This is a genomic window from Paenibacillus polymyxa M1, assembly GCF_000237325.1.
GTDB lineage: Bacteria > Bacillota > Bacilli > Paenibacillales > Paenibacillaceae > Paenibacillus > Paenibacillus polymyxa_C.
Map to the genome: position 1 here is coordinate 5,178,174 of NC_017542.1, position 19,327 is coordinate 5,197,500.

At 46.3% G+C, this 19,327-nt stretch carries 15 protein-coding genes and 2 rRNA genes (1 of these 17 running past the window's edge); all 17 read right to left on the reverse strand.

Annotated features, from left to right (window positions below):
* Positions 1-22: 22 nt before the first annotated feature.
* Positions 23-481 carry a Mini-ribonuclease 3 gene (locus tag PPM_RS23385; protein WP_013373282.1) on the reverse strand — a complete coding sequence of 153 codons (459 nt, stop codon included), beginning with the start codon at positions 479-481 and terminating at the stop codon, positions 23-25.
* Positions 478-1,881: a cysteine--tRNA ligase gene (gene cysS / locus PPM_RS23390; RefSeq protein ID WP_013373283.1), complete on the reverse strand. Its 1,404-nt coding sequence runs from the start codon at positions 1,879-1,881 to the stop codon at positions 478-480. The genes PPM_RS23385 and cysS overlap by 4 nt, the downstream gene beginning before the upstream one ends.
* A 24-nt stretch (positions 1,882-1,905) precedes the next feature.
* On the reverse strand, positions 1,906-2,586 hold the full coding sequence (cysE, locus tag PPM_RS23395; protein WP_013373284.1) for a serine O-acetyltransferase: 681 nt from the start codon (positions 2,584-2,586) through the stop codon (positions 1,906-1,908).
* A gap of 481 nt (positions 2,587-3,067) precedes the next feature.
* A complete protein-coding gene (gltX, locus tag PPM_RS23400; RefSeq protein WP_013373285.1) occupies positions 3,068-4,528 on the reverse strand; it encodes a glutamate--tRNA ligase in 1,461 nt (486 codons plus the stop codon).
* A gap of 39 nt (positions 4,529-4,567) precedes the next feature.
* Positions 4,568-5,044, reverse strand: a complete 477-nt coding sequence (gene ispF, locus PPM_RS23405) for a 2-C-methyl-D-erythritol 2,4-cyclodiphosphate synthase (RefSeq protein ID WP_013373286.1) — start codon at positions 5,042-5,044, stop codon at positions 4,568-4,570.
* Positions 5,041-5,739: a 2-C-methyl-D-erythritol 4-phosphate cytidylyltransferase gene (ispD, locus tag PPM_RS23410; RefSeq protein ID WP_013373287.1), complete on the reverse strand. Its 699-nt coding sequence runs from the start codon at positions 5,737-5,739 to the stop codon at positions 5,041-5,043. The genes ispF and ispD overlap by 4 nt, the downstream gene beginning before the upstream one ends.
* A gap of 70 nt (positions 5,740-5,809) precedes the next feature.
* Positions 5,810-6,895, reverse strand: a complete 1,086-nt coding sequence (locus tag PPM_RS23415) for a PIN/TRAM domain-containing protein (protein WP_013373288.1) — start codon at positions 6,893-6,895, stop codon at positions 5,810-5,812.
* 190 nt (positions 6,896-7,085) lie between these two features.
* On the reverse strand, positions 7,086-7,832 hold the full coding sequence (pssA, locus tag PPM_RS23420) for a CDP-diacylglycerol--serine O-phosphatidyltransferase (RefSeq protein WP_013373289.1): 747 nt from the start codon (positions 7,830-7,832) through the stop codon (positions 7,086-7,088).
* 54 nt (positions 7,833-7,886) lie between these two features.
* A complete protein-coding gene (gene disA, locus PPM_RS23425; protein WP_013373290.1) occupies positions 7,887-8,963 on the reverse strand; it encodes a DNA integrity scanning diadenylate cyclase DisA in 1,077 nt (358 codons plus the stop codon).
* Positions 8,964-8,975: 12 nt separating this feature from the next.
* The gene (radA, locus tag PPM_RS23430) at positions 8,976-10,349 is read right to left on the reverse strand and encodes a DNA repair protein RadA (protein ID WP_013373291.1); all 1,374 of its coding nucleotides are present in this window, start codon (positions 10,347-10,349) and stop codon (positions 8,976-8,978) included.
* A 241-nt stretch (positions 10,350-10,590) separates the two neighbouring features.
* Positions 10,591-13,035, reverse strand: coding sequence for an ATP-dependent protease ATP-binding subunit ClpC (clpC, locus tag PPM_RS23435; protein ID WP_013373292.1), 2,445 nt, complete (start codon positions 13,033-13,035; stop codon positions 10,591-10,593).
* 44 nt (positions 13,036-13,079) lie between these two features.
* Positions 13,080-14,144 carry a protein arginine kinase gene (locus PPM_RS23440; RefSeq protein ID WP_013373293.1) on the reverse strand — a complete coding sequence of 355 codons (1,065 nt, stop codon included), beginning with the start codon at positions 14,142-14,144 and terminating at the stop codon, positions 13,080-13,082.
* Positions 14,145-14,173: 29 nt separating this feature from the next.
* Positions 14,174-14,698, reverse strand: coding sequence for a UvrB/UvrC motif-containing protein (locus PPM_RS23445; protein WP_013373294.1), 525 nt, complete (start codon positions 14,696-14,698; stop codon positions 14,174-14,176).
* 84 nt (positions 14,699-14,782) lie between these two features.
* The gene (locus tag PPM_RS23450) at positions 14,783-15,247 is read right to left on the reverse strand and encodes a CtsR family transcriptional regulator (protein ID WP_013373295.1); all 465 of its coding nucleotides are present in this window, start codon (positions 15,245-15,247) and stop codon (positions 14,783-14,785) included.
* A gap of 540 nt (positions 15,248-15,787) precedes the next feature.
* Positions 15,788-16,975 (reverse strand): GNAT family N-acetyltransferase, encoded by a 1,188-nt coding sequence (locus tag PPM_RS23455; RefSeq protein ID WP_016324751.1) that lies wholly within the window; start codon positions 16,973-16,975, stop codon positions 15,788-15,790.
* Positions 16,976-17,136: 161 nt separating this feature from the next.
* A 5S ribosomal RNA gene (gene rrf / locus PPM_RS23460) occupies positions 17,137-17,253 on the reverse strand.
* Between the two features lie 77 nt (positions 17,254-17,330).
* Positions 17,331-19,327: ribosomal RNA gene (locus PPM_RS23465) — 23S ribosomal RNA — on the reverse strand; it runs 930 nt beyond the window's last position.

A 19,327-nucleotide genomic window follows, 5' to 3' on the forward strand; every position in this document is an offset into this window, starting at 1 on the left:
ATTCATCCAATCCGTCCCCAATTTATGATTTTTCGGTATTTTCCATTTGTGCAATTCCGTACGTAATCAACTCTGTCAATCTGTCCAAATGTCCATCACAATACAGATAACCAATCAATCCTTCTAGTGCTGTGGCGTGTCGATACTCAAGCACATCAGCATTTTTAGGCAGGCTCCCTGACTTGGCATTTCTCCCTTGTCGGACAATGTCACGCTCTTCATCCGTCAGCACTGTTTCTAGCAACCCCAATATACGACACTGTGCCTTGGCAGAGACTAGCTTTGTAGCTCGTCGATGTAAATGATTGGGACGCAGGTTGGGGTGTGCCAACAGATATTGCCGGACAGCCACCTCATACACTGCATCACCAATGTAAGCTAACGCAATAGGGGGCATCAAGCGAGCCGGCTTGGACGCAGGATACGGAAACCAGTTTCCTGCGCCTTCCACAGCTCCTGAATTCAGTGGCTTATCACTCATTTCCGCCGCCACCGCATCCCCTGTGCCGTATCTTCAAGCACAATGCCTTTAGTAGCTAACAAATCGCGAATTTCGTCAGCTCTACCCCAGTTTTTAGTTTTACGAGCTTCGACACGTTCTGCAATTAACTGCTCAACTTCGCCATCCAGCAGTTCTTCACTCGGTTCTGAATAAATGCGAAGCACCGTATTCATCGAATGGAAGGTATGCAGCACCGCTTGCAATTCCGCCTGATTGACAACATCACGCTGCAACAAAAGATTGGCTTCGCTGACCCATTCGAACACCGCAGTAATCGCATCAGGCGTATTGAAATCATCATCCATTTTTTCACCAAATTGCTGCAATATCCCGTCAAGCTTCATTTGCAACTCAGCCGATACTTCTTCATTACCTTTCAATGCAATGGCTAAACGATGCTTTACATTGGCGACTGCATTGGCAATCCGTTCGACACTATTCTCCGCCTGACTCATCGTCTCTTGGTTGTAGTTCAAAGGATTGCGGTAATGTGTCGACAGCATAAAATAACGTAAAGCCTCGGGCTTGTGACGAGCACGCAGATCTTTAACCAAAATACCGTTACCGAGTGATTTCGACATTTTTTCATTATCTATGCGAATATATCCGTTATGCATCCAGTAGCGAGATAATGGTTTACCCGTAATCACTTCAGATTGTGCACATTCACATTCATGATGCGGAAATTGCAGATCCTGTCCGCCTCCATGAATATCCAGCGTATCCCCCAAATAGTGACGAGCCATAGCAGAGCATTCGATATGCCAGCCTGGGCGTCCATCTCCCCAAGGACTTGACCAGTAAATTTCTCCCGGTTTCGCTGCTTTCCAGAGTACAAAATCCTCGGCATTCTCCTTGCGTTCATCCACATTGATGCGAATCCCAAACTGGAGCTCCTCCAAATTTTGACCTGACAGCTGTCCGTAGTCTTTAAACTTTTTGGTTCGGTAGAAGACATCACCATCATTCTCATAGGCATAGCCTTTGTCTACCAGATCCTTGATAAAATCAATAATCAGATCCATGCTCTCAGTTACACGAGGATTTATGCTGGCAGCAGGAACATTCAATCCTGCCAGATCCTCATGATAGGCAGCAATAAACTTCTCAGCAACTGCCGGAACCTCCATATTAAGTTCCCGAGCTTTGCGGATCAACTTATCATCGACATCCGTAAAATTCACCACATAGTTTACATCATAGCCCAAATACTCCAAGTAGCTGCGTACCACATCAAACACAATTACAGGCCGTGCATTACCAATATGAATGTAATCATACACTGTAGGACCACATACATACATTTTAACCTTTCCAGGCTCCAGTGGCACAAAAGGCTCCCGGCTCCTCGTCATTGTATTATAAATTTGAAGCGACATCGTTATGTTCCTCCCTCATGAAAATTATCCTTGTAATTTATTCTCTTGGGTCACCTGATGTTTCTGAGCAGATTGCTCCTCCTTCAAATCAGACAATTCTGCTCGCAATCGTTCTATTTCCATTTGAAGAGACCGTATAGAATCGACGACCGGATCAGGCAATTGGTGACTAAGTCGATCTGGACGTCTGCCATCCTGTCTGACCACTCGCCCTGGGATGCCCACTACCGTACTGTTTGGCGGAACTTCTTTTAGCACAACCGAGTTGGAGCCAATGTTGGATTGCGCCCCAATCGTAAATGAACCCAATATTTTTGCACCGGAGCCTATAACGACATTATTCCCAATGGTGGGGTGACGCTTCCCTTTCTCTTTTCCAGTCCCTCCAAGAGTAACCCCCTGATACAACACGACATCGTCGCCAATTTCACAGGTTTCGCCAATGACAACACCCATGCCGTGGTCAATGAACAGCCGATCTCCGATACGAGCGCCAGGATGAATTTCAATTCCTGTCATAAACCTCGATACCTGGGATATAACGCGGGCTAGAGTACACCATTTTCGCAAATAAAACCAATGTGCGATTCGGTGTGCCCAAAGGGCATGAACGCCAGAATACGTAAAAATGACTTCCAGCTTACTCCGGGCGGCCGGATCATTATCCAAAACAGTTTGAATATCGGATTTGAAATGCCTGAACATGTCGCCCTCCTATTCCCTCCATATCCTCGCCGCATCACACTTCAGATTTCGCCAATTTTCGTAGTCACTAGCACGCTTCGACAATTTTCAATCTACAGCGAGTCTGAATCTGATAAAAATGAAAAAGCGCCTCCGCAGCCTAGGCTGCAGAGACGCATATACGTGGTCCCACTCTGCTTCGAACATATCTGCTACAAAAAAAGCAGAAAAGTCCGTCTTTGGCGTCCTGTAACGGGAACGAATCGGCAAGCCCTTGCCACATTAGCATTGTAGGCTAACGAGGGTTCGGGCGCACGGCTCCCAGGCGCATTTCCTCCGCAGGTCATCTAGACGGTTCTCAGCCTGGGGGTTCCTCTCGACCGTCCTCTCTGGTAGATGCCCTTATGCAGTGTACTTCTCCTGTTCGCAGCCTTTACACGTAAGTATCAATCCATATCAATGGAGTCATTATAGCGAAAAGACAACAAATTGACAAGAAATATCAGCCTTTAATTTGTGCCTTAAGACGGTCCAACACCTTGTCACGTCCAAGTAAATAGATGGTCTCATTCAGATCCCGTCCATGAGTTTGACCTGTAAGGGCCACACGAATCGGCATGAACAGCTGTTTCCCCTTAAAACCAGTTTCCTTTTGGACTTCCTTGATCAGCTTGGCCATTTGTGGAGCTGTAAATTCCTCGCTCGTTTCAACCTTGCCTGCAAAAGCTCTAAGTACATCAGGAACCTGCTCTTCGGCCAGAACAGCCGCCGCATCAGCATCCAACTCCAGATGTGAACGGAAAAACAACTCAGACAACGCTACAATATCAGACGCTGAAGTCATTTGTTCTTGGTATAAGCGGACAAGAGCTTTAGCCCAATCCTGTTGTTCCGTCGATAATTCATTCGGCAACAGCCCTGCTGCCTGCAAATGTGGAATAGCCATGCTGGCAATCCGCTCAGGATCAGCTTTTTTAATATAATGATTATTCAAATAAGCAAGCTTGTTTGTATCAAATACAGCTGGGCTTTTGGACAAACGATTAGGATCGAAAATCGAAATCAGTTGTTCCCGATCATAGATCTCTTCCTCGCCTTCCGGAGACCAGCCCAACAGTGCAATAAAGTTGAATATAGCTTCCGGCAGATAGCCCAGCTTATCGTACTGCTCCATGAACTGAATAATGGATTCATTTCGTTTGCTGAGCTTTTTGTGATCCTCGCCTACGATCAGCGTCATATGACCAAAGCGTGGAGGCTCCCAGCCGAGAGCTTCAAAAATCATCAACTGCCGCGGTGTATTGGATACATGATCTTCGCCCCGTAGTACATGCGATATTTTCATCAAATAGTCGTCAACCGCTACGGCGAAGTTATATGTCGGAATACCGTCTTTTTTGACGATAACAAAATCGCCGCTTTCCTTGGAATTGAACGTAATTTGACCTTTAACAATATCATCAAACGTATATTCACGATCTTCTGGTACGCGAAAACGAATACTTGGTACACGGCCCTCGGCTTCAAAAGCTTGGCACTGTTCTTCTGTTAAATCACGGTGTTTTCCTGAGTAACGTGGTGTCTCCCCACGTTCCATCTGTTCTTCACGCTCGCGTTCAAGCTCCTCTTCCGTGCAATAACAGCGGTATGCCAGACCACGATCCAGCAAATCCTGCCAGTATGTTTTGTAGATGTCCAAGCGTTCGGTCTGGCGATAAGGTCCAAACTCGCCGCCCACGTCTATACTTTCATCCCAGTCCATGCCTAACCATTTCAAATATTTAAGCTGGCTTTCTTCTCCACCTTCAATATTGCGTTTCACATCTGTGTCTTCGATGCGAATAATAAACTTCCCACCTTGATTGCGGGCAAACAAATAATTAAATAATGCCGTTCTAGCATTTCCAATATGCAGATGTCCTGTAGGACTTGGTGCATAGCGTACACGAACTTCCGTGCTCATATAATCTCCTCCAAATAGAATTACTCAAGATGATAGCATTTACTTGATTAGACAGACAACCGATTGAGCCGCAATTCCCTCGCCTCGCCCGGTAAACCCGAGTTGCTCCGTCGTTGTCGCCTTAACATTTACCTGGGACGACTCCTCTGCTTCCAGCACCCGGGCGATGATTTCATTCATCTGCGGGATGTACGATGCCATCTTGGGCTTCTGCGCAATAATCGTAGAATCAATATTCCCCAAGCGATATCCCCGCTCTTTAGCCAGCCCCCACACATGCTCCAGTAGCTTCAGGCTATCAGCGTCCTTAAATTCAGGGTCGTTATCCGGAAAATGCTTTCCGATGTCTCCCAAGCCAAGCGCGCCCAGGATGGCATCGCTAATGGCATGCAGCAGCACGTCTGCATCGGAATGGCCCAGCAAACCTTTTTCATACGGAATATGTACGCCTCCGATGATGCATGGCCTTCCTTCCACCAGCTGGTGGACGTCAAATCCTTGCCCTATTCTGATCATTTGATATCCTCTCCCTCTGTCTTTACCCATAACTCCGCCATCTCCAAATCCTCAGGCGTAGTAATTTTGATGTTTTTATAGCTGCCTTGGACGACAGTAACTGGAATGCCTAGCCGCTCCACCAGCATAGAATCATCTGTCCCCAAAAATCCTGACTGCTCCGCTTCCTCATAGGCCCGCAGCAGATCGGAAAGACGAAAAGTCTGTGGCGTTTGAATACTCCACAGACTTCGGCGATCCGGCGTTGCTGTAATGATACCATCCCCGTTCACTTGCTTGATTGTATCCTTTACAGGTACTGCCGCTACAGAAGCACCAGTACGCTGGGCAGCCTCCAGGCATGAACGTACAAGCTCAGGTTGAATCAGTGGACGCACACCATCATGCACCATCACCCAATCTGTTTGCAAGTGGCGCAAACCACGATAAACCGAATGCTGGCGTTCACTGCCACCAGCCACCACTCGTACATTTTTGCTGATCTTGTATTGATGAACCCAGTCTCTGCAACGTTCCACATCTCCAGCTCCAGTAACCATCACCATTTCATCCACTTCAGGCATTGCTGCGAATATTTCAAGTGTATGTATGAAGATGGGCTTGTCTCGCAAAAGCAGAAATTGCTTGCTCTCCTGCGTTCCCATACGGGAGCCGCGCCCGGCCGCCACAATCACGACTCCTACCTGATTGTTCATTCAAATAACTCCTGCCCTGATCGCACTTGGACGATCCGTATGATAACACATCTACTTCATCATACCTCGTTTATTGAGCTTTTTCCAATAATTTCGGTTTAGCAAAGATCATGCGACCCGCAGAGGTCTGAAGTACACTTGTGACCAGCACTTCCATGAGAGAGCCAATATAGTCACGTCCACCCTCCACAACAATCATCGTACCATCATCCAGATAAGCTACCCCCTGCCCATGCTCCTTGCCGTCTTTGATAATCTGCACCATAATCTCCTCACCGGGCAGTACGACAGGCTTCACTGCATTCGCCAAATCATTAATGTTCAGCACAGACACACCTTGAAGTTCGCATACTTTATTCAGGTTAAAATCATTAGTTACAACTTTACCCTGCAACACCTTTGCAAGCTTAACCAGCTTACTGTCGACCTCTGAAATTTCCTCAAAATCCCCCTCATAAATGAGCACATTCACATCTAGTTCTTTTTGGATTTTATTCAAAATATCCAGACCCCGCCGTCCACGATTACGCTTAAGTAAATCTGAAGAATCTGCGATATGCTGAAGCTCCTCCAACACAAATTCAGGAATCACAATGGTTCCTTCAATAAACCCTGTTTTGCAGATATCCGCAATACGCCCATCTATAATGACGCTGGTGTCCAAAATTTTATGTTCCTCCAGCTTGCGTTCTTCTACATCCGCTCCCCGACCAAAAAAACCTGAGCTCCAAAAGGATGACAGCTCGTCCCGTTTTTCTAGCCCTACCATCAATCCCACATACCCGCATACCAAGGTAACTGCAGTTTGGATAAGTAGACCAGGTGCCCCCAATCCTGAAAAGAGTGGGTAAACTGCCAAGGAAAGGATCAGCCCCACTGCTAACCCCATCACACCTGCCATCATCTCATTCATCGGAATTCGTACCAAGCCTTCAATACTCTGCTGCAATCGATTCGCCACGGACGCCCCTGCGAATGAGCAGCCAGCCATAAATAGCACTGCTCCCGCTAACATCCATACAGCTATTCCTGGTAAAGAACCATCACTCAACCATTGTGGCATCCACGATACGATGCCTCCTATCCGCTGGTATAACGTATAGCCAAACCACGCGCCGCACAATCCTGTAAAAGTTAAAATAGCCTTTCTCCACATTGAGTCTCTATACCTCCTTTATTTTCTTTTCAATAGTCTGCTATTTATTCGATACATAGCACTTCCCTTACCAGTATGATCCATTTCTCGCATAACTAACCCTGTGTTTTCACTTTTTATGCATAAAAAAAGCATTTATCTCCCTGAATGAATCAAGGAAATAAATGCTTCTTCTAGTTCTTGTCTGACACTAACGTTGCGAATGACGATATTGGTCGTCCTGTTCTTCTTGATTAGAACGATCTCGTTCCCGTCCACGTCTGCGTGATAGCTTCCGAATGTTCAGCTTCATACCGTACAATGCATATAGCACCAATGGTACAAAAATCAGCTTCGACAGCTGATCAGGAAATTTAACGGCCAGAAACACCGCTGCAATTACGACCCATGGAGCAATCCAGATCGCTTTTTTCGGAAGACCGACCTTTTTGAAATTCGGATATCTCATGGAGCTAACCATCAAATAAGAGACCAGCAACATGGCAATCGACATGTATAACAAAGAAATCTCGTTATGGAATAAGGACAAAGTGGCTAATACGCCACCTGCTGCCGGAATGGGCAAACCTGTGAAATAACCTGGTACACCAGGACGTACGTTAAAGCGAGCCAAACGCAATGCTCCGCACATCGGAAAAATGGCTGTAACCGTCCAAGCGAGAGCCGAATTCGCATCATGAAAAGCAACCATGTACATAATAACTGCGGGAGCAACACCAAAAGATATCATATCTGATAAGGAGTCCAGTTCTTTACCGAATTCGCTCTGGGCATTCAGAGCCCGGGCCATCCTTCCATCTAGTCCGTCCAACAACATGGCGACAATAACCATAATAGCGGCAAGGCTGTATTTTCCGTCTACGGCCAATAAAATGGCGATCATTCCGAGAAACAAGTTACCCAAGGTACACATGTTCGGAATTGATTTGGTAATCATCTCTTCACCTCAATGTATGAATTGTTCCATTATAATCCTTTCACTGTATTACATTTACATTTGTCTGTCAATGAAAACTTGTTCCTGCAAACGTTTAAGCCCTTCTTTAATCGTACGTGCACGAACCTCTCCTATGCCATCTACTTCATCTAGTTCTTCAATCGTTGCTGTCATGACATGTGGAAAACGCCCAAATCGCTCCACCAGATTATGAATAATTACATTTGGCAAACGAGGTATTTTGTTCAATACCCGATATCCGCGTGCAGCAATATATTCTTCTGATGTCGCTGCTGAAGAAGGGTAGCCTAATAAACGTACAATATGATTTACATCCAGTAATTCGTCGTCCGTAGAACGTTTGAGTCCCAATATAATTTCACGAATCTTCTCGTCGCTGTCGTCTTTGGCATAATCCTTATACAGCAACCAAGCTTCTTCCTCAATATTGCTGACAAGCTCCTCCATCTGCATGCTAATCAGCCTGCCCTCATTCCCGAGTTCGTTAATAAATCGTTTGATCTCCATTTTGATGCGCAGCACCATTTCGATTCGTTGAATGACATTAACAACCTCTGGCATGGTAACCAGCTCTTCGAATTCAGATGCAGTTAAATTGGTTGAGGCTTGCCCCAATACGGATCTATATTTTTCCAGCGTCTGAATGGCCTGATTAGCTTTCGTTAAAATAACCCCAATTTCCTTGAGCGCATACCGTAAAGTCCCCTGATATAACGTAATAATATTACGACGCTGGGAAATAGACACAACCAGTTTGCCAGTCTGCTTCGCAACTCGTTCTGCCGTCCGGTGCCGAATCCCTGTTTCTATGGACGAAATGGAGGAATCGGGAATCAATTGCGTATTGGCATATAAAATTCGTTTTAAATCCTCGCTCAATATGATTGCGCCGTCCATTTTAGCCAGCTCATACAAATAGTTCGGTGAAAAATCACAATTAATAGAGAAACCGCCATCCACGACTTCCATTACTTCCGGGCTATAGCCAACGACCAGAAGAGCACCCGTTTTGGCACGCAAAACGTTTTCCAATCCGTCGCGAAAGGGAGTTCCCGGTGCCACAAGCCGCAGCAAATCGTTCATTTTATCCAGTTGGCTCGCTTCCTTCATTCTCAATGCCCCCTAATCTAATGCAGCTGCCAGTGCATCTGCCACCGTTCCAACTCCTATAATTTGTATCCCTTTCGGATGTGTCCAGCCCTTTAAGCTTTTCTCGGGCATGATTACCCGTTTGAAACCTAATTTCTCCGCTTCTCGCACTCGCTGTTCTGCTCGGGATACAGCCCGCACCTCGCCTGTCAGTCCTACTTCACCAAAAATCACATCGTACGGCTTGGTAGGAGCATCCCTAAAGCTGGAAGCAATGCTCACCGCTATAGCTAAATCCACCGCTGGTTCATCCAGCTTCACGCCTCCAGCAACGTTGAGATAAGCGTCCTGGTTTTGCAAGAACATGCCCATCCGCTTTTCTAGGACGGCAATGATTAATCCCATCCGATGATGGTCGATCCCCGTACCCATTCGGCGTGGAGATGGAAAATGTGTAGCTGCAATTAGTGCTTGCAGTTCAACCAATACAGGTCGGGTTCCCTCCATACTGGCAACGACGGTGGAACCTGCCACCCCCAGTGGCCGTTCGGACAAGAAAAGTTCAGAAGGATTCGCCACCTCACGCAAACCACTTTCGGCCATTTCAAAAATACCAATTTCATTCGTAGAACCAAAGCGATTCTTAACCGCACGCAACAGCCGATACGTATGATGACGCTCTCCTTCAAAATAAAGTACACAATCGACCATATGCTCCAACAAACGCGGACCTGCAATAGCGCCTTCCTTGGTCACATGCCCTACCAGTACTGTAGCAATACCTAATCCCTTGGCAATCCGCATAAATCGTGAAGTACACTCGCGCACCTGAGCTACACTACCAGGCGCACTTGTCACCTCAGGCAAATATACAGTCTGTATCGAGTCGATGACCAAAAACTCTGGCTTCAAGCTGTCTACTGCTTCTTCAATCGTCTCCAAATTCGTCTCACATAATACGTACAGACTGGGAGACAAGGCACCGAGACGATCTGCACGTAGCTTTGTTTGGCGGACGGATTCCTCACCAGACACGTACAGTACCTTTAAACCAGTTAAAGCCAGCTCATTAGAGGTTTGCAGCATAAGCGTAGACTTGCCGATCCCCGGATCACCACCCACCAGAACAAGTGAACCTGGCACCACACCTCCACCAAGTACACGATTTAATTCACCAATTCCCGTTAAAATTCGTGTTTCTTTGCCACTTTCCACTTCAATAATAGGAAGCGGTTTGTCTTTTGTGCTATGAGTAAGAAGGGAAGATCCCATTCCTTGAGTTTTTACAACGCTTTCCGTTTCTTCGACCATGGAATTCCATGCCTGGCATCCAGGGCATTTTCCGTACCATTTAGGCGATTCATAGCCACATTCCGTACAGGAAAATTTAGTTTTCACTTTAGCCATACTTTATTCCCTGGCTCCTTCTTGACGACGATGATGTCAAATTTATCTTCACACAGCACCTGAAAGAGCTGTAACAATAAAAGTTTACCATTGAAGCTTGGCGGACGTAAAGCAATATCACAAACTTTCCCAAAGCTTTTAGCCTACCCTTTCAAGGTATTCAATACACAAAAAGGGTGCCTTCGCAATAGCTTTCCAGCGGCGAGACACCCTTTTCTAATGTTTTATTTACTAAACTGCTTTAGGACTTCGCGGATACATTATCCTTTTTCGTTACTGTCAATGCACCGTTCTCTTCATCAATGTAGAGAGAGTCGCCTTTAGAAATGTTTCCAGTCAACAGTTCCTCGGACAGGCGATCTTCAATATGCTTCTGGATTGCACGACGCAATGGACGCGCACCATACGCTGGATCGAAGCCTTCCTTAGCAAGGAAATTCTTAGCCTTGTCTGTCAACTCAAAGTCCACCTCATACTCATTCAGACGCTTACGCAGCTCCTCAGACATAAGTGAAACAATTTCAGCAATATGTTTTTCTTCGAGAGAATGGAAAACGATAATTTCATCTATCCGGTTCAAGAACTCAGGACGGAAACTTTTCTTCAGTTCATCCATCACTTTGCCCTTCATGTTATCGTAATCCGCCCCAGCGTCCACAACAGCTGTAAAACCAAGCGTGGAGTTACGTTTGATTGCCTGCGCACCAACGTTAGATGTTAGAATGATGAGTGTGTTACGGAAGTCAACAACACGACCTTTGGAATCCGTCAGACGTCCATCCTCCAACACTTGCAGCAGAATATTGAATACTTCTGGGTGTGCCTTTTCAATTTCATCCAGCAACACAACAGAGTAAGGCTTACGACGTACCTTCTCAGTCAGTTGACCGCCTTCTTCATATCCAACGTACCCTGGAGGCGCTCCTACCAGACGGGATGTGGAGTGCTTCTCCATATATTCGGACATATCAATACGGATAACCGCATTTTCATCACCAAACATAGATTCAGCCAAGGCGCGTGCCAGCTCTGTTTTACCAACCCCAGTTGGACCGAGGAAAATAAAGGAGCCGATTGGACGCTTCGGATCTTTCAGACCGGCGCGTGCCCGGCGAATCGCCCGGCTTACTGCCTTAACAGCTTCCTCCTGCCCAATCACCCGTTCATGTAACAGTTGCTCCATATTCAGCAAACGATGTGTTTCTTCTTCTTTTAGCTTGCTGACTGGGACACCAGTCCAGATGGCAACAACCTGAGCGATATCCTCTGGTGTAACTTCGGAATCTGTACGCCCCTGTTGTTCTTTCCATTGGTTTTTAGTGACATCCAGCTCTTCACGAATCTTTTGCTCTGTATCTCGCAGCGCAGCTGCCTTTTCAAACTCCTGACTTTGTACCGCTGAATCTTTTTCCTTGCGGATATCTTCCAGACGGTTTTCCAGCTGTTTTAGGTTTGGCGGTACTGTATAGGAATTCAGCCTTACCTTGGAGCCTGCTTCATCAATAAGGTCAATAGCCTTATCCGGTAGGAAGCGATCAGTAATATAACGATCTGACAATCTTACTGCAGCTTCAATAGCCTCATCCGTGATCTTCACACGGTGATGCGCTTCGTAACGGTCACGCAGACCATACAAGATTTGGATTGCTTCTTCTGGAGAAGGTTGATCCACTGTAATAGGTTGGAAACGACGCTCCAAAGCAGCATCTTTCTCAATATATTTGCGATATTCATCCAGCGTAGTAGCACCGATACATTGCAGCTCGCCACGTGCCAGAGCAGGTTTCAGGATGTTGGACGCATCAATTGCGCCTTCCGCTCCACCAGCACCAATCAGCGTATGCAGCTCATCAATGAACAGTACGATATTTCCGGCTTGACGAATCTCGTCCATAATCTTCTTCAAGCGATCCTCAAATTCACCACGATACTTAGTACCTGCTACGACAGAGCCCATATCGAGTGTCATTACGCGTTTGTCGCGCAAGGTTTCAGGAATCTCATTCGCTATGATTTTTTGTGCCAATCCTTCGGCAATCGCTGTTTTACCTACCCCAGGTTCACCGATCAAAACAGGATTGTTCTTTGTACGGCGGCTGAGCACTTGAATAACGCGCTCAATTTCCTTGCTGCGCCCAATAACGGGGTCCAAGTTATTTTCCTTCGCAGAAGCTGTCAGATCGCGTGCCAGACTGTCCAGGGTTGGCGTGCTGACATTAGCTGGAGCACCGTGATGGCTGGAAACTGCCTCGCTGCTGCCGAGCAATTGAAGCACTTGCTGACGCGCTTTGTTCAAACTGATACCCAGGTTGTTCAGTACACGTGCTGCTACGCCTTCACCTTCACGAATGAGACCTAGCAAAATATGCTCGGTACCTACATAGGTATGACCCAATTTACGCGCTTCGTCCATAGACAGCTCAATGACTTTTTTGGCACGTGGAGTATAGGCAATGTTCGTTGGTTGCTCTTGACCGCGTCCAATCAGTGTTTCCACTTCATCCTGGATTTTTTCCAGTCCCAGCCCTAAACCGATTAAGGCTTTCGCTGCTATTCCTTCGCCTTCACGAATGAGTCCTAGCAAAATGTGCTCTGTGCCAATGTTGTTGTGTCCCAATCGAACAGCTTCTTCTTGGGCCAAGGCAAGCACTTTCTGTGCACGTTCCGTAAATCTTCCAAACATCATATATCCTGCACCTCCACAATGTGTATTTCAGATCATTCTATATATTAAAGGGTTGTGCCTAATTTTTGCCGGATCAGCTTCGCCCGGTACATATCGCGCTCACCGGTATTCATTTTATCCCCAAAGCTTTTTTGCAGAAAGCCAGGTTGCGTCATCACATTAAGCTCATTCATCGCTGCAATGGAAGGACGCTCCAAAATCCCTAAATCTACACCGAGACGTACATCGGACAGCCGCTGTGCAGCCTCCTTGGAATCCAAAACTGCTGCATATGACAAAATACCGAATGAACGCATCACCCGATCTGTAATCCGCAGCATGGATTCATTCATCAATCGTTCTCTGGCAGAACGTTCGTGCTCTATAATTTGCAGCACCACGCCATGCAGATTCTCGATAATTTCCGCTTCGGTTTGTCCCAGGGTAATCTGATTAGATACCTGAAACAAATTTCCAACTGCTTCACTGCCTTCACCATAAATGCCGCGAACCGTAAGACCTACCTGTGAAACAGCGGACAATATACGATTGATTTGATGAGTCATAACTAATGCGGGCAAATGCATCATCACCGAAGCTCGCATACCTGTGCCGACATTCGTCGGACAACTGGTCAGAAACCCCCTCCGATCATCAAATGCATAATCAACATGAGCTTCAAATGCATCATCAATGACCATAGCGCGTTCCCAGGCTTCTCTCACCTGACATCCCGGATATAAGCACTGAATACGCAGATGATCCTCTTCATTTATCATAACACTAACTGATTCATCATCACTAATCAACACAGCACCGTTGCGAGATTCGTTCGCCAAATTAGGACTAATTAAGTGCTTCTCAACCAGTACCTGCTTGTCGATCTCATCCAACTCGGATATTTTCAAGGTATGAAAAGTACCAAAACGACGCAAATCATCATACTGAAGGATATCCGTTAAGCGTTGAAGCACTTCTTCCGACTGCTGATTGGTAGCAAGCATGGGAAAAGGCAAATGCTGCAAGTTACGCGCAATTCTTACCCGGCTGCTAATGACAATCTCCGAATCCGCAGCATCACCACGCATCCAATCACTTAGCGGCTTTTCCGTAAATCGGATATTGGGCATCACGCATTCCCTCCTACTCTTCACAAACTTTACTCTTCAGTCATTTCTTTTTCAAGCTTTCTGATTTGATCCCTAAGCTCAGCAGCTGATTCGAATTCTTCCTGTACAATGTGTTGTTGCATCTCTTTTTTTAAATCATCAATTTGCCGTTTAACCTTTAATCGGCCTCCAGTACGGACCGGAACTTTCCCAACATGACTCGTACTACCATGCACACGCTTGAACAGAGGGTCCAGACGACTATCAAAATATTGATAGCATGATGGACATCCAAAACGTCCTAGCTTACTAAACTGTGTATAAGTCATACCGCAATCCTTGCATTGCAGATTTTGGGGAACAGTGTGACCTGAAGACTGGCTCTTTGTGCTGGAGTCAAAATCCAACATCCCCGACAACAAGCTATGAATCGAAAAGCCATTAGGTGTTCCAGGGATCATTTCCCCTTTTTCCTTCGCACATGTCTCACAAATATGAAACTCTGTCTTTTCGCCATTCACAATTTTGGTGAAATGCAAAGTTGCCGGCCGCATATTACATTCTTGGCACAGCATAAAAGCACCTCCTTCATCGTCAGGATTTTTACAAATCCCTACATCTGAATTGCAAATCTCTATTCACTGGTTAATGGATACTAGCTATTTGGCCGCCAGCAACGAGATCAGCATAGCCTTAAGCAATCTTGCTCGCAGTTGGTCACGATAGGGAAGCTTTAGCAATAATGTATCTCTTGATAAAGCAGCCTTCATTAGACCAGCTTCCCTTTTGCTTAAAAAATGAGCTTCCTCTAACTGATAAATCAGTCCTTCTGCTGCCGATTGGCTAATTTCCTCCCCGATGCTCTGATGAAGGTGTGTATGAATCGCATGTTGTGCAGGTAATTGAATTCGCTGAATTCGAATGTAGCCTCCACCACCGCGTTTACTTTCCACCACATAACCTTTTTCCAGCGTAAACCGGGTACTAATTACATAATTAATTTGCGACGGTACGCAGGAAAAGCGGTCAGCCAGATCATTGCGCTGAATCTCCACTAAGCCTTGGGGACTTTCCAGCAGCATGCTCTTCAAATATTGTTCAATAATGTCGGAAACATTGCGCATTTCATCATCCTCCACTAACGGAAACGCAAGTATTCAAGTACATTTCACGCTCCACAGAGTCCGCCGTATATTGAACTTAACCAAACGATATAGTCACGAATCTAAGCTGCATTCAGGCTATTGCCTGTTGTACATCCATTGGAATTGTACCGTTTCGTTTCTAGTGTGACCTTTATTTGCGATAAATCATACACTTCAATTCTGTACATAAGAAGCAGCTCCTAACTATACGCAAATCAGGTCGTTATTTTTTACTTTTTTGCTGTCAAATTGTTATATACGGCCAATCCAACAACATGATACTTTTGTGGAATCACACTGATTCCAATTGACTTTGACTTTCTTTGACTATATTCGTATTATAGCACAAATTTCATTTTTGCCAAGGGGTCAATACCATTTTTCGCAATCTAATTATGTTTTATACCATATTACAAAAAACTCTTCCCATTATGGAAAGAGCTTTGAGTAATTATGATAAACCACATCCAATTTGGTTAAAAAAAAGTTGGACATTAAGAAGAACCAATTGGAGCTTTATCAGAAAAAATCCAATAAGAACGTTTGTTTTATTGGTATTACACGTTTAAGTGCAGCCACAGACTTACTGCTTCCTTCAATACGCCCCCAATTAGACAGGTTATCAGCTTGCTGGTAGCCGAGCATTAAACTTGTTAATGACTGAATCCCCAGTTTCAAGTCAGCTGCTAAGGCGTTGTCAGATAAATTGCTTGTATCCACTCTTGCCAGATGTCCTTGCCCCTCCGTAGTAATTGTTAATCTCCATACTCCTTCATTCCAAGGGGCATACCGATCTGTCAGATGTAAGGTCAAACTTGTTTCTTCTCCAATCTGCTCAAAAGGGTATCTCTCTACAAAAGCAACTGCATCCACAATACGCCCCATAAAATAAGGCACCGTTTCCTGTTGAATTCGCGGATCATCGAGTAAAAAGGGCAGGTTGTCATCTGCTGGAACGTAAATAAATTTACCTTGGGTTATCATTGAGTCATGATTTGCAAAATAAGTCCACAAAGCCCGACGTGCCGTCTCATTTTCATATACCAACTCATCACAATTTAACTGTTTATCTTCTATTTTGTATAGTGCATATCCCTGAGGATTGCCTGCATCCGTGTAATATACTACAGTTCGATAATTTTCATTTAAAATCCGTTCCTGCCACCATTCCTTATCTCGTACCAGCGTACCATTGTAACGTGAAGCATACGATTGATACACTTGGTCCAATTCTGAAATATTTTTGATATCCCGTTTGACTATACCTTCTGTTTTAAGTTTAGCAGGGAATTTATCAATTGGAATGACGTACTTTTTGTACTCCATATATGTTTCCCATCCAAATTTACGATAAAAGGCAAATGAGAATGGATGCAGAAAAGAAAGGCTTTGTCCTGCAGTCTTCATCTCTTCAAGCGCATGCGTCAACAAACGTGAAACCATACCCCCGCGACGCTTTTCCGGCCACGTTGCCACACCAGCAATGCCCCCCATATCAAAAACCTGACCATGTATGTATACCTGTAGCGGCAGCAAAGTCAGTTTAGCATTCAATTCGTGCCCGTCGAAGATTCCCCATGTTTGTTCTGGTTTGAATTTCTTCTTAGCTTTCTCCAGATCCTCCGGGGGCATTGTAAACTGAAAAGCATACTGGGATAATTCAATAGCTGCTTCAAATTCCTCACGTTGTAATTGCCTGATCTTCATACTTCGTCACCTCGCTCGTATACTTGGACCTTTTAAAAAAATACGCACTTAGAGTGTCGCAAAGCATCTTCTCTCTGTCAACCTTAGAAGCAGGTGTCCATCCACAAAATACATAAAAAAAGGATGATAACCTGCTAAGGTTATCATCCTTTTTCACTTTTGCTTGGCGGCGTCCTACTCTCCCAGGACCCTGCGGTCCAAGTACCATCGGCGCTGGAGGGCTTAACGGTCGTGTTCGGGATGGGTACGTGTGGAACCCCTCCGCTATCGCCACCAAACATGAATTTGCCTCGCAAATTCTAACTTCAAGGTTACACCCTGAAAACTGGATCCGAAACTTATTGCGTCTTATCTTTAGGATAAGCCCTCGACCGATTAGTATTGGTCAGCTCCATGCATTACTGCACTTCCACCCCCAACCTATCTACCTCGTCGTCTTCAAGGGGTCTTACTAATTGGGAAATCTCATCTTGAGGGGGGCTTCACGCTTAGATGCTTTCAGCGCTTATCCCTTCCGTACATAGCTACCCAGCGGTGCTCCTGGCGGAACAACTGGTACACCAGCGGTACGTCCATCCCGGTCCTCTCGTACTAAGGACAGCTCCTCTCAAATTTCCTACGCCCACGACAGATAGGGACCGAACTGTCTCACGACGTTCTGAACCCAGCTCGCGTACCGCTTTAATGGGCGAACAGCCCAACCCTTGGGACCTACTTCAGCCCCAGGATGCGATGAGCCGACATCGAGGTGCCAAACCTCCCCGTCGATGTGGACTCTTGGGGGAGATAAGCCTGTTATCCCCAGGGTAGCTTTTATCCGTTGAGCGATGGCCCTTCCATGCGGTACCACCGGATCACTAAGCCCGACTTTCGTCCCTGCTCGACTTGTAGGTCTCGCAGTCAAGCTCCCTTCTGCCTTTGCACTCTTCGAATGATTTCCAACCATTCTGAGGGAACCTTGGGGCGCCTCCGTTACTCTTTAGGAGGCGACCGCCCCAGTCAAACTGCCCACCTGACACTGTCCTCGTACCGGATCACGGTACCAAGTTAGAACCTAGATACGATCAGGGTGGTATCCCAAGGATGCCTCCCCTCAAGCTGGCGCTCAAGGTTCAACGGCTCCCACCTATCCTGTACAGATCGTACCCAAATTCAATATCAAGCTGCAGTAAAGCTCCATGGGGTCTTTCCGTCTTGTCGCGGGTAACCTGCATCTTCACAGGTATTAAAATTTCACCGGATCTCTCGTTGAGACAGCGCCCAAGTCGTTACGCCATTCGTGCGGGTCAGAATTTACCTGACAAGGAATTTCGCTACCTTAGGACCGTTATAGTTACGGCCGCCGTTTACTGGGGCTTCGGTTCATAGCTTCGCCCGAAGGCTTACCACTCCCCTTAACCTTCCAGCACCGGGCAGGCGTCAGCCCGTATACTTCGCCTTGCGGCTTCGCACAGACCTGTGTTTTTGCTAAACAGTCGCTTGGGCCTTTTCACTGCGGCCCCCTCGGGCTATTCACCCTACCGAGGCACCCCTTCTCCCGAAGTTACGGGGTCATTTTGCCGAGTTCCTTAACGAGAGTTCTTCCGCGCGCCTTAGAATTCTCTTCTCGCCTACCTGTGTCGGTTTGCGGTACGGGCACCTTCTCCTGGCTAGAGGCTTTTCTTGGCAGTCTGAGATCATGACCTTCGCTACTCTAATTTTCGCTCCCCATCACAGCCCAGCCTTAACGATGTGCGGATTTGCCTACACATCAGCCTCACTGCTTAGACGGACATCCATCAGTCCGCGTCACTACCCTACTGCGTCACCCCATCGCTCATAGCGGATTACGGTGGTACAGGAATTTCGACCTGTTGTCCTTCGACTACGCCTATCGGCCTCGCCTTAGGTCCCGACTTACCCTGAGCGGACGAACCTTCCTCAGGAACCCTTAGGCTTTCGGCGGATCTGATTCTCACAGATCTTTTCGTTACTCATACCGGCATTCTCACTTGAATGCAGTCCAGCGCTCCTTCCGGTACACCTTCAACCCGCATTCAACGCTCCCCTACCCCTGATGCAAAGCATCAAGCCATAGCTTCGGTGGTGTGTTTAGCCCCGTTACATTTTCGGCGCAGAGTCACTCGACCAGTGAGCTATTACGCACTCTTTCAATGGTGGCTGCTTCTAAGCCAACATCCTGGTTGTCTGTGCAACTCCACATCCTTTCCCACTTAACACACACTTGGGGACCTTAGCTGATGGTCTGGGCTGTTTCCCTTTCGACAATGGATCTTAGCACTCACTGTCTGACTCCCGGAACTAAATCCATGGCATTCGGAGTTTGACTGAGCTTGGTAACCCTTGCGGGCC

Bases quoted from the DNA above. Each gene is read 5' to 3' on its own strand.
- PPM_RS23385 (WP_013373282.1), bottom strand. From the start codon at position 481: ATGAGTGATAAGCCACTGAATTCAGGAGCTGTGGAAGGCGCAGGAAAC.
- cysS (WP_013373283.1), bottom strand. From the start codon at position 1,881: ATGTCGCTTCAAATTTATAATACAATGACGAGGAGCCGGGAGCCTTTT.
- cysE (WP_013373284.1), bottom strand. From the start codon at position 2,586: ATGTTCAGGCATTTCAAATCCGATATTCAAACTGTTTTGGATAATGAT.
- gltX (WP_013373285.1), bottom strand. From the start codon at position 4,528: ATGAGCACGGAAGTTCGTGTACGCTATGCACCAAGTCCTACAGGACAT.
- ispF (WP_013373286.1), bottom strand. From the start codon at position 5,044: ATGATCAGAATAGGGCAAGGATTTGACGTCCACCAGCTGGTGGAAGGA.
- ispD (WP_013373287.1), bottom strand. From the start codon at position 5,739: ATGAACAATCAGGTAGGAGTCGTGATTGTGGCGGCCGGGCGCGGCTCC.
- PPM_RS23415 (WP_013373288.1), bottom strand. From the start codon at position 6,895: ATGTGGAGAAAGGCTATTTTAACTTTTACAGGATTGTGCGGCGCGTGG.
- pssA (WP_013373289.1), bottom strand. From the start codon at position 7,832: ATGATTACCAAATCAATTCCGAACATGTGTACCTTGGGTAACTTGTTT.
- disA (WP_013373290.1), bottom strand. From the start codon at position 8,963: ATGAAGGAAGCGAGCCAACTGGATAAAATGAACGATTTGCTGCGGCTT.
- radA (WP_013373291.1), bottom strand. From the start codon at position 10,349: ATGGCTAAAGTGAAAACTAAATTTTCCTGTACGGAATGTGGCTATGAA.
- clpC (WP_013373292.1), bottom strand. From the start codon at position 13,035: ATGATGTTTGGAAGATTTACGGAACGTGCACAGAAAGTGCTTGCCTTG.
- PPM_RS23440 (WP_013373293.1), bottom strand. From the start codon at position 14,144: ATGCCCAATATCCGATTTACGGAAAAGCCGCTAAGTGATTGGATGCGT.
- PPM_RS23445 (WP_013373294.1), bottom strand. From the start codon at position 14,698: ATGCTGTGCCAAGAATGTAATATGCGGCCGGCAACTTTGCATTTCACC.
- PPM_RS23450 (WP_013373295.1), bottom strand. From the start codon at position 15,247: ATGCGCAATGTTTCCGACATTATTGAACAATATTTGAAGAGCATGCTG.
- PPM_RS23455 (WP_016324751.1), bottom strand. From the start codon at position 16,975: ATGAAGATCAGGCAATTACAACGTGAGGAATTTGAAGCAGCTATTGAA.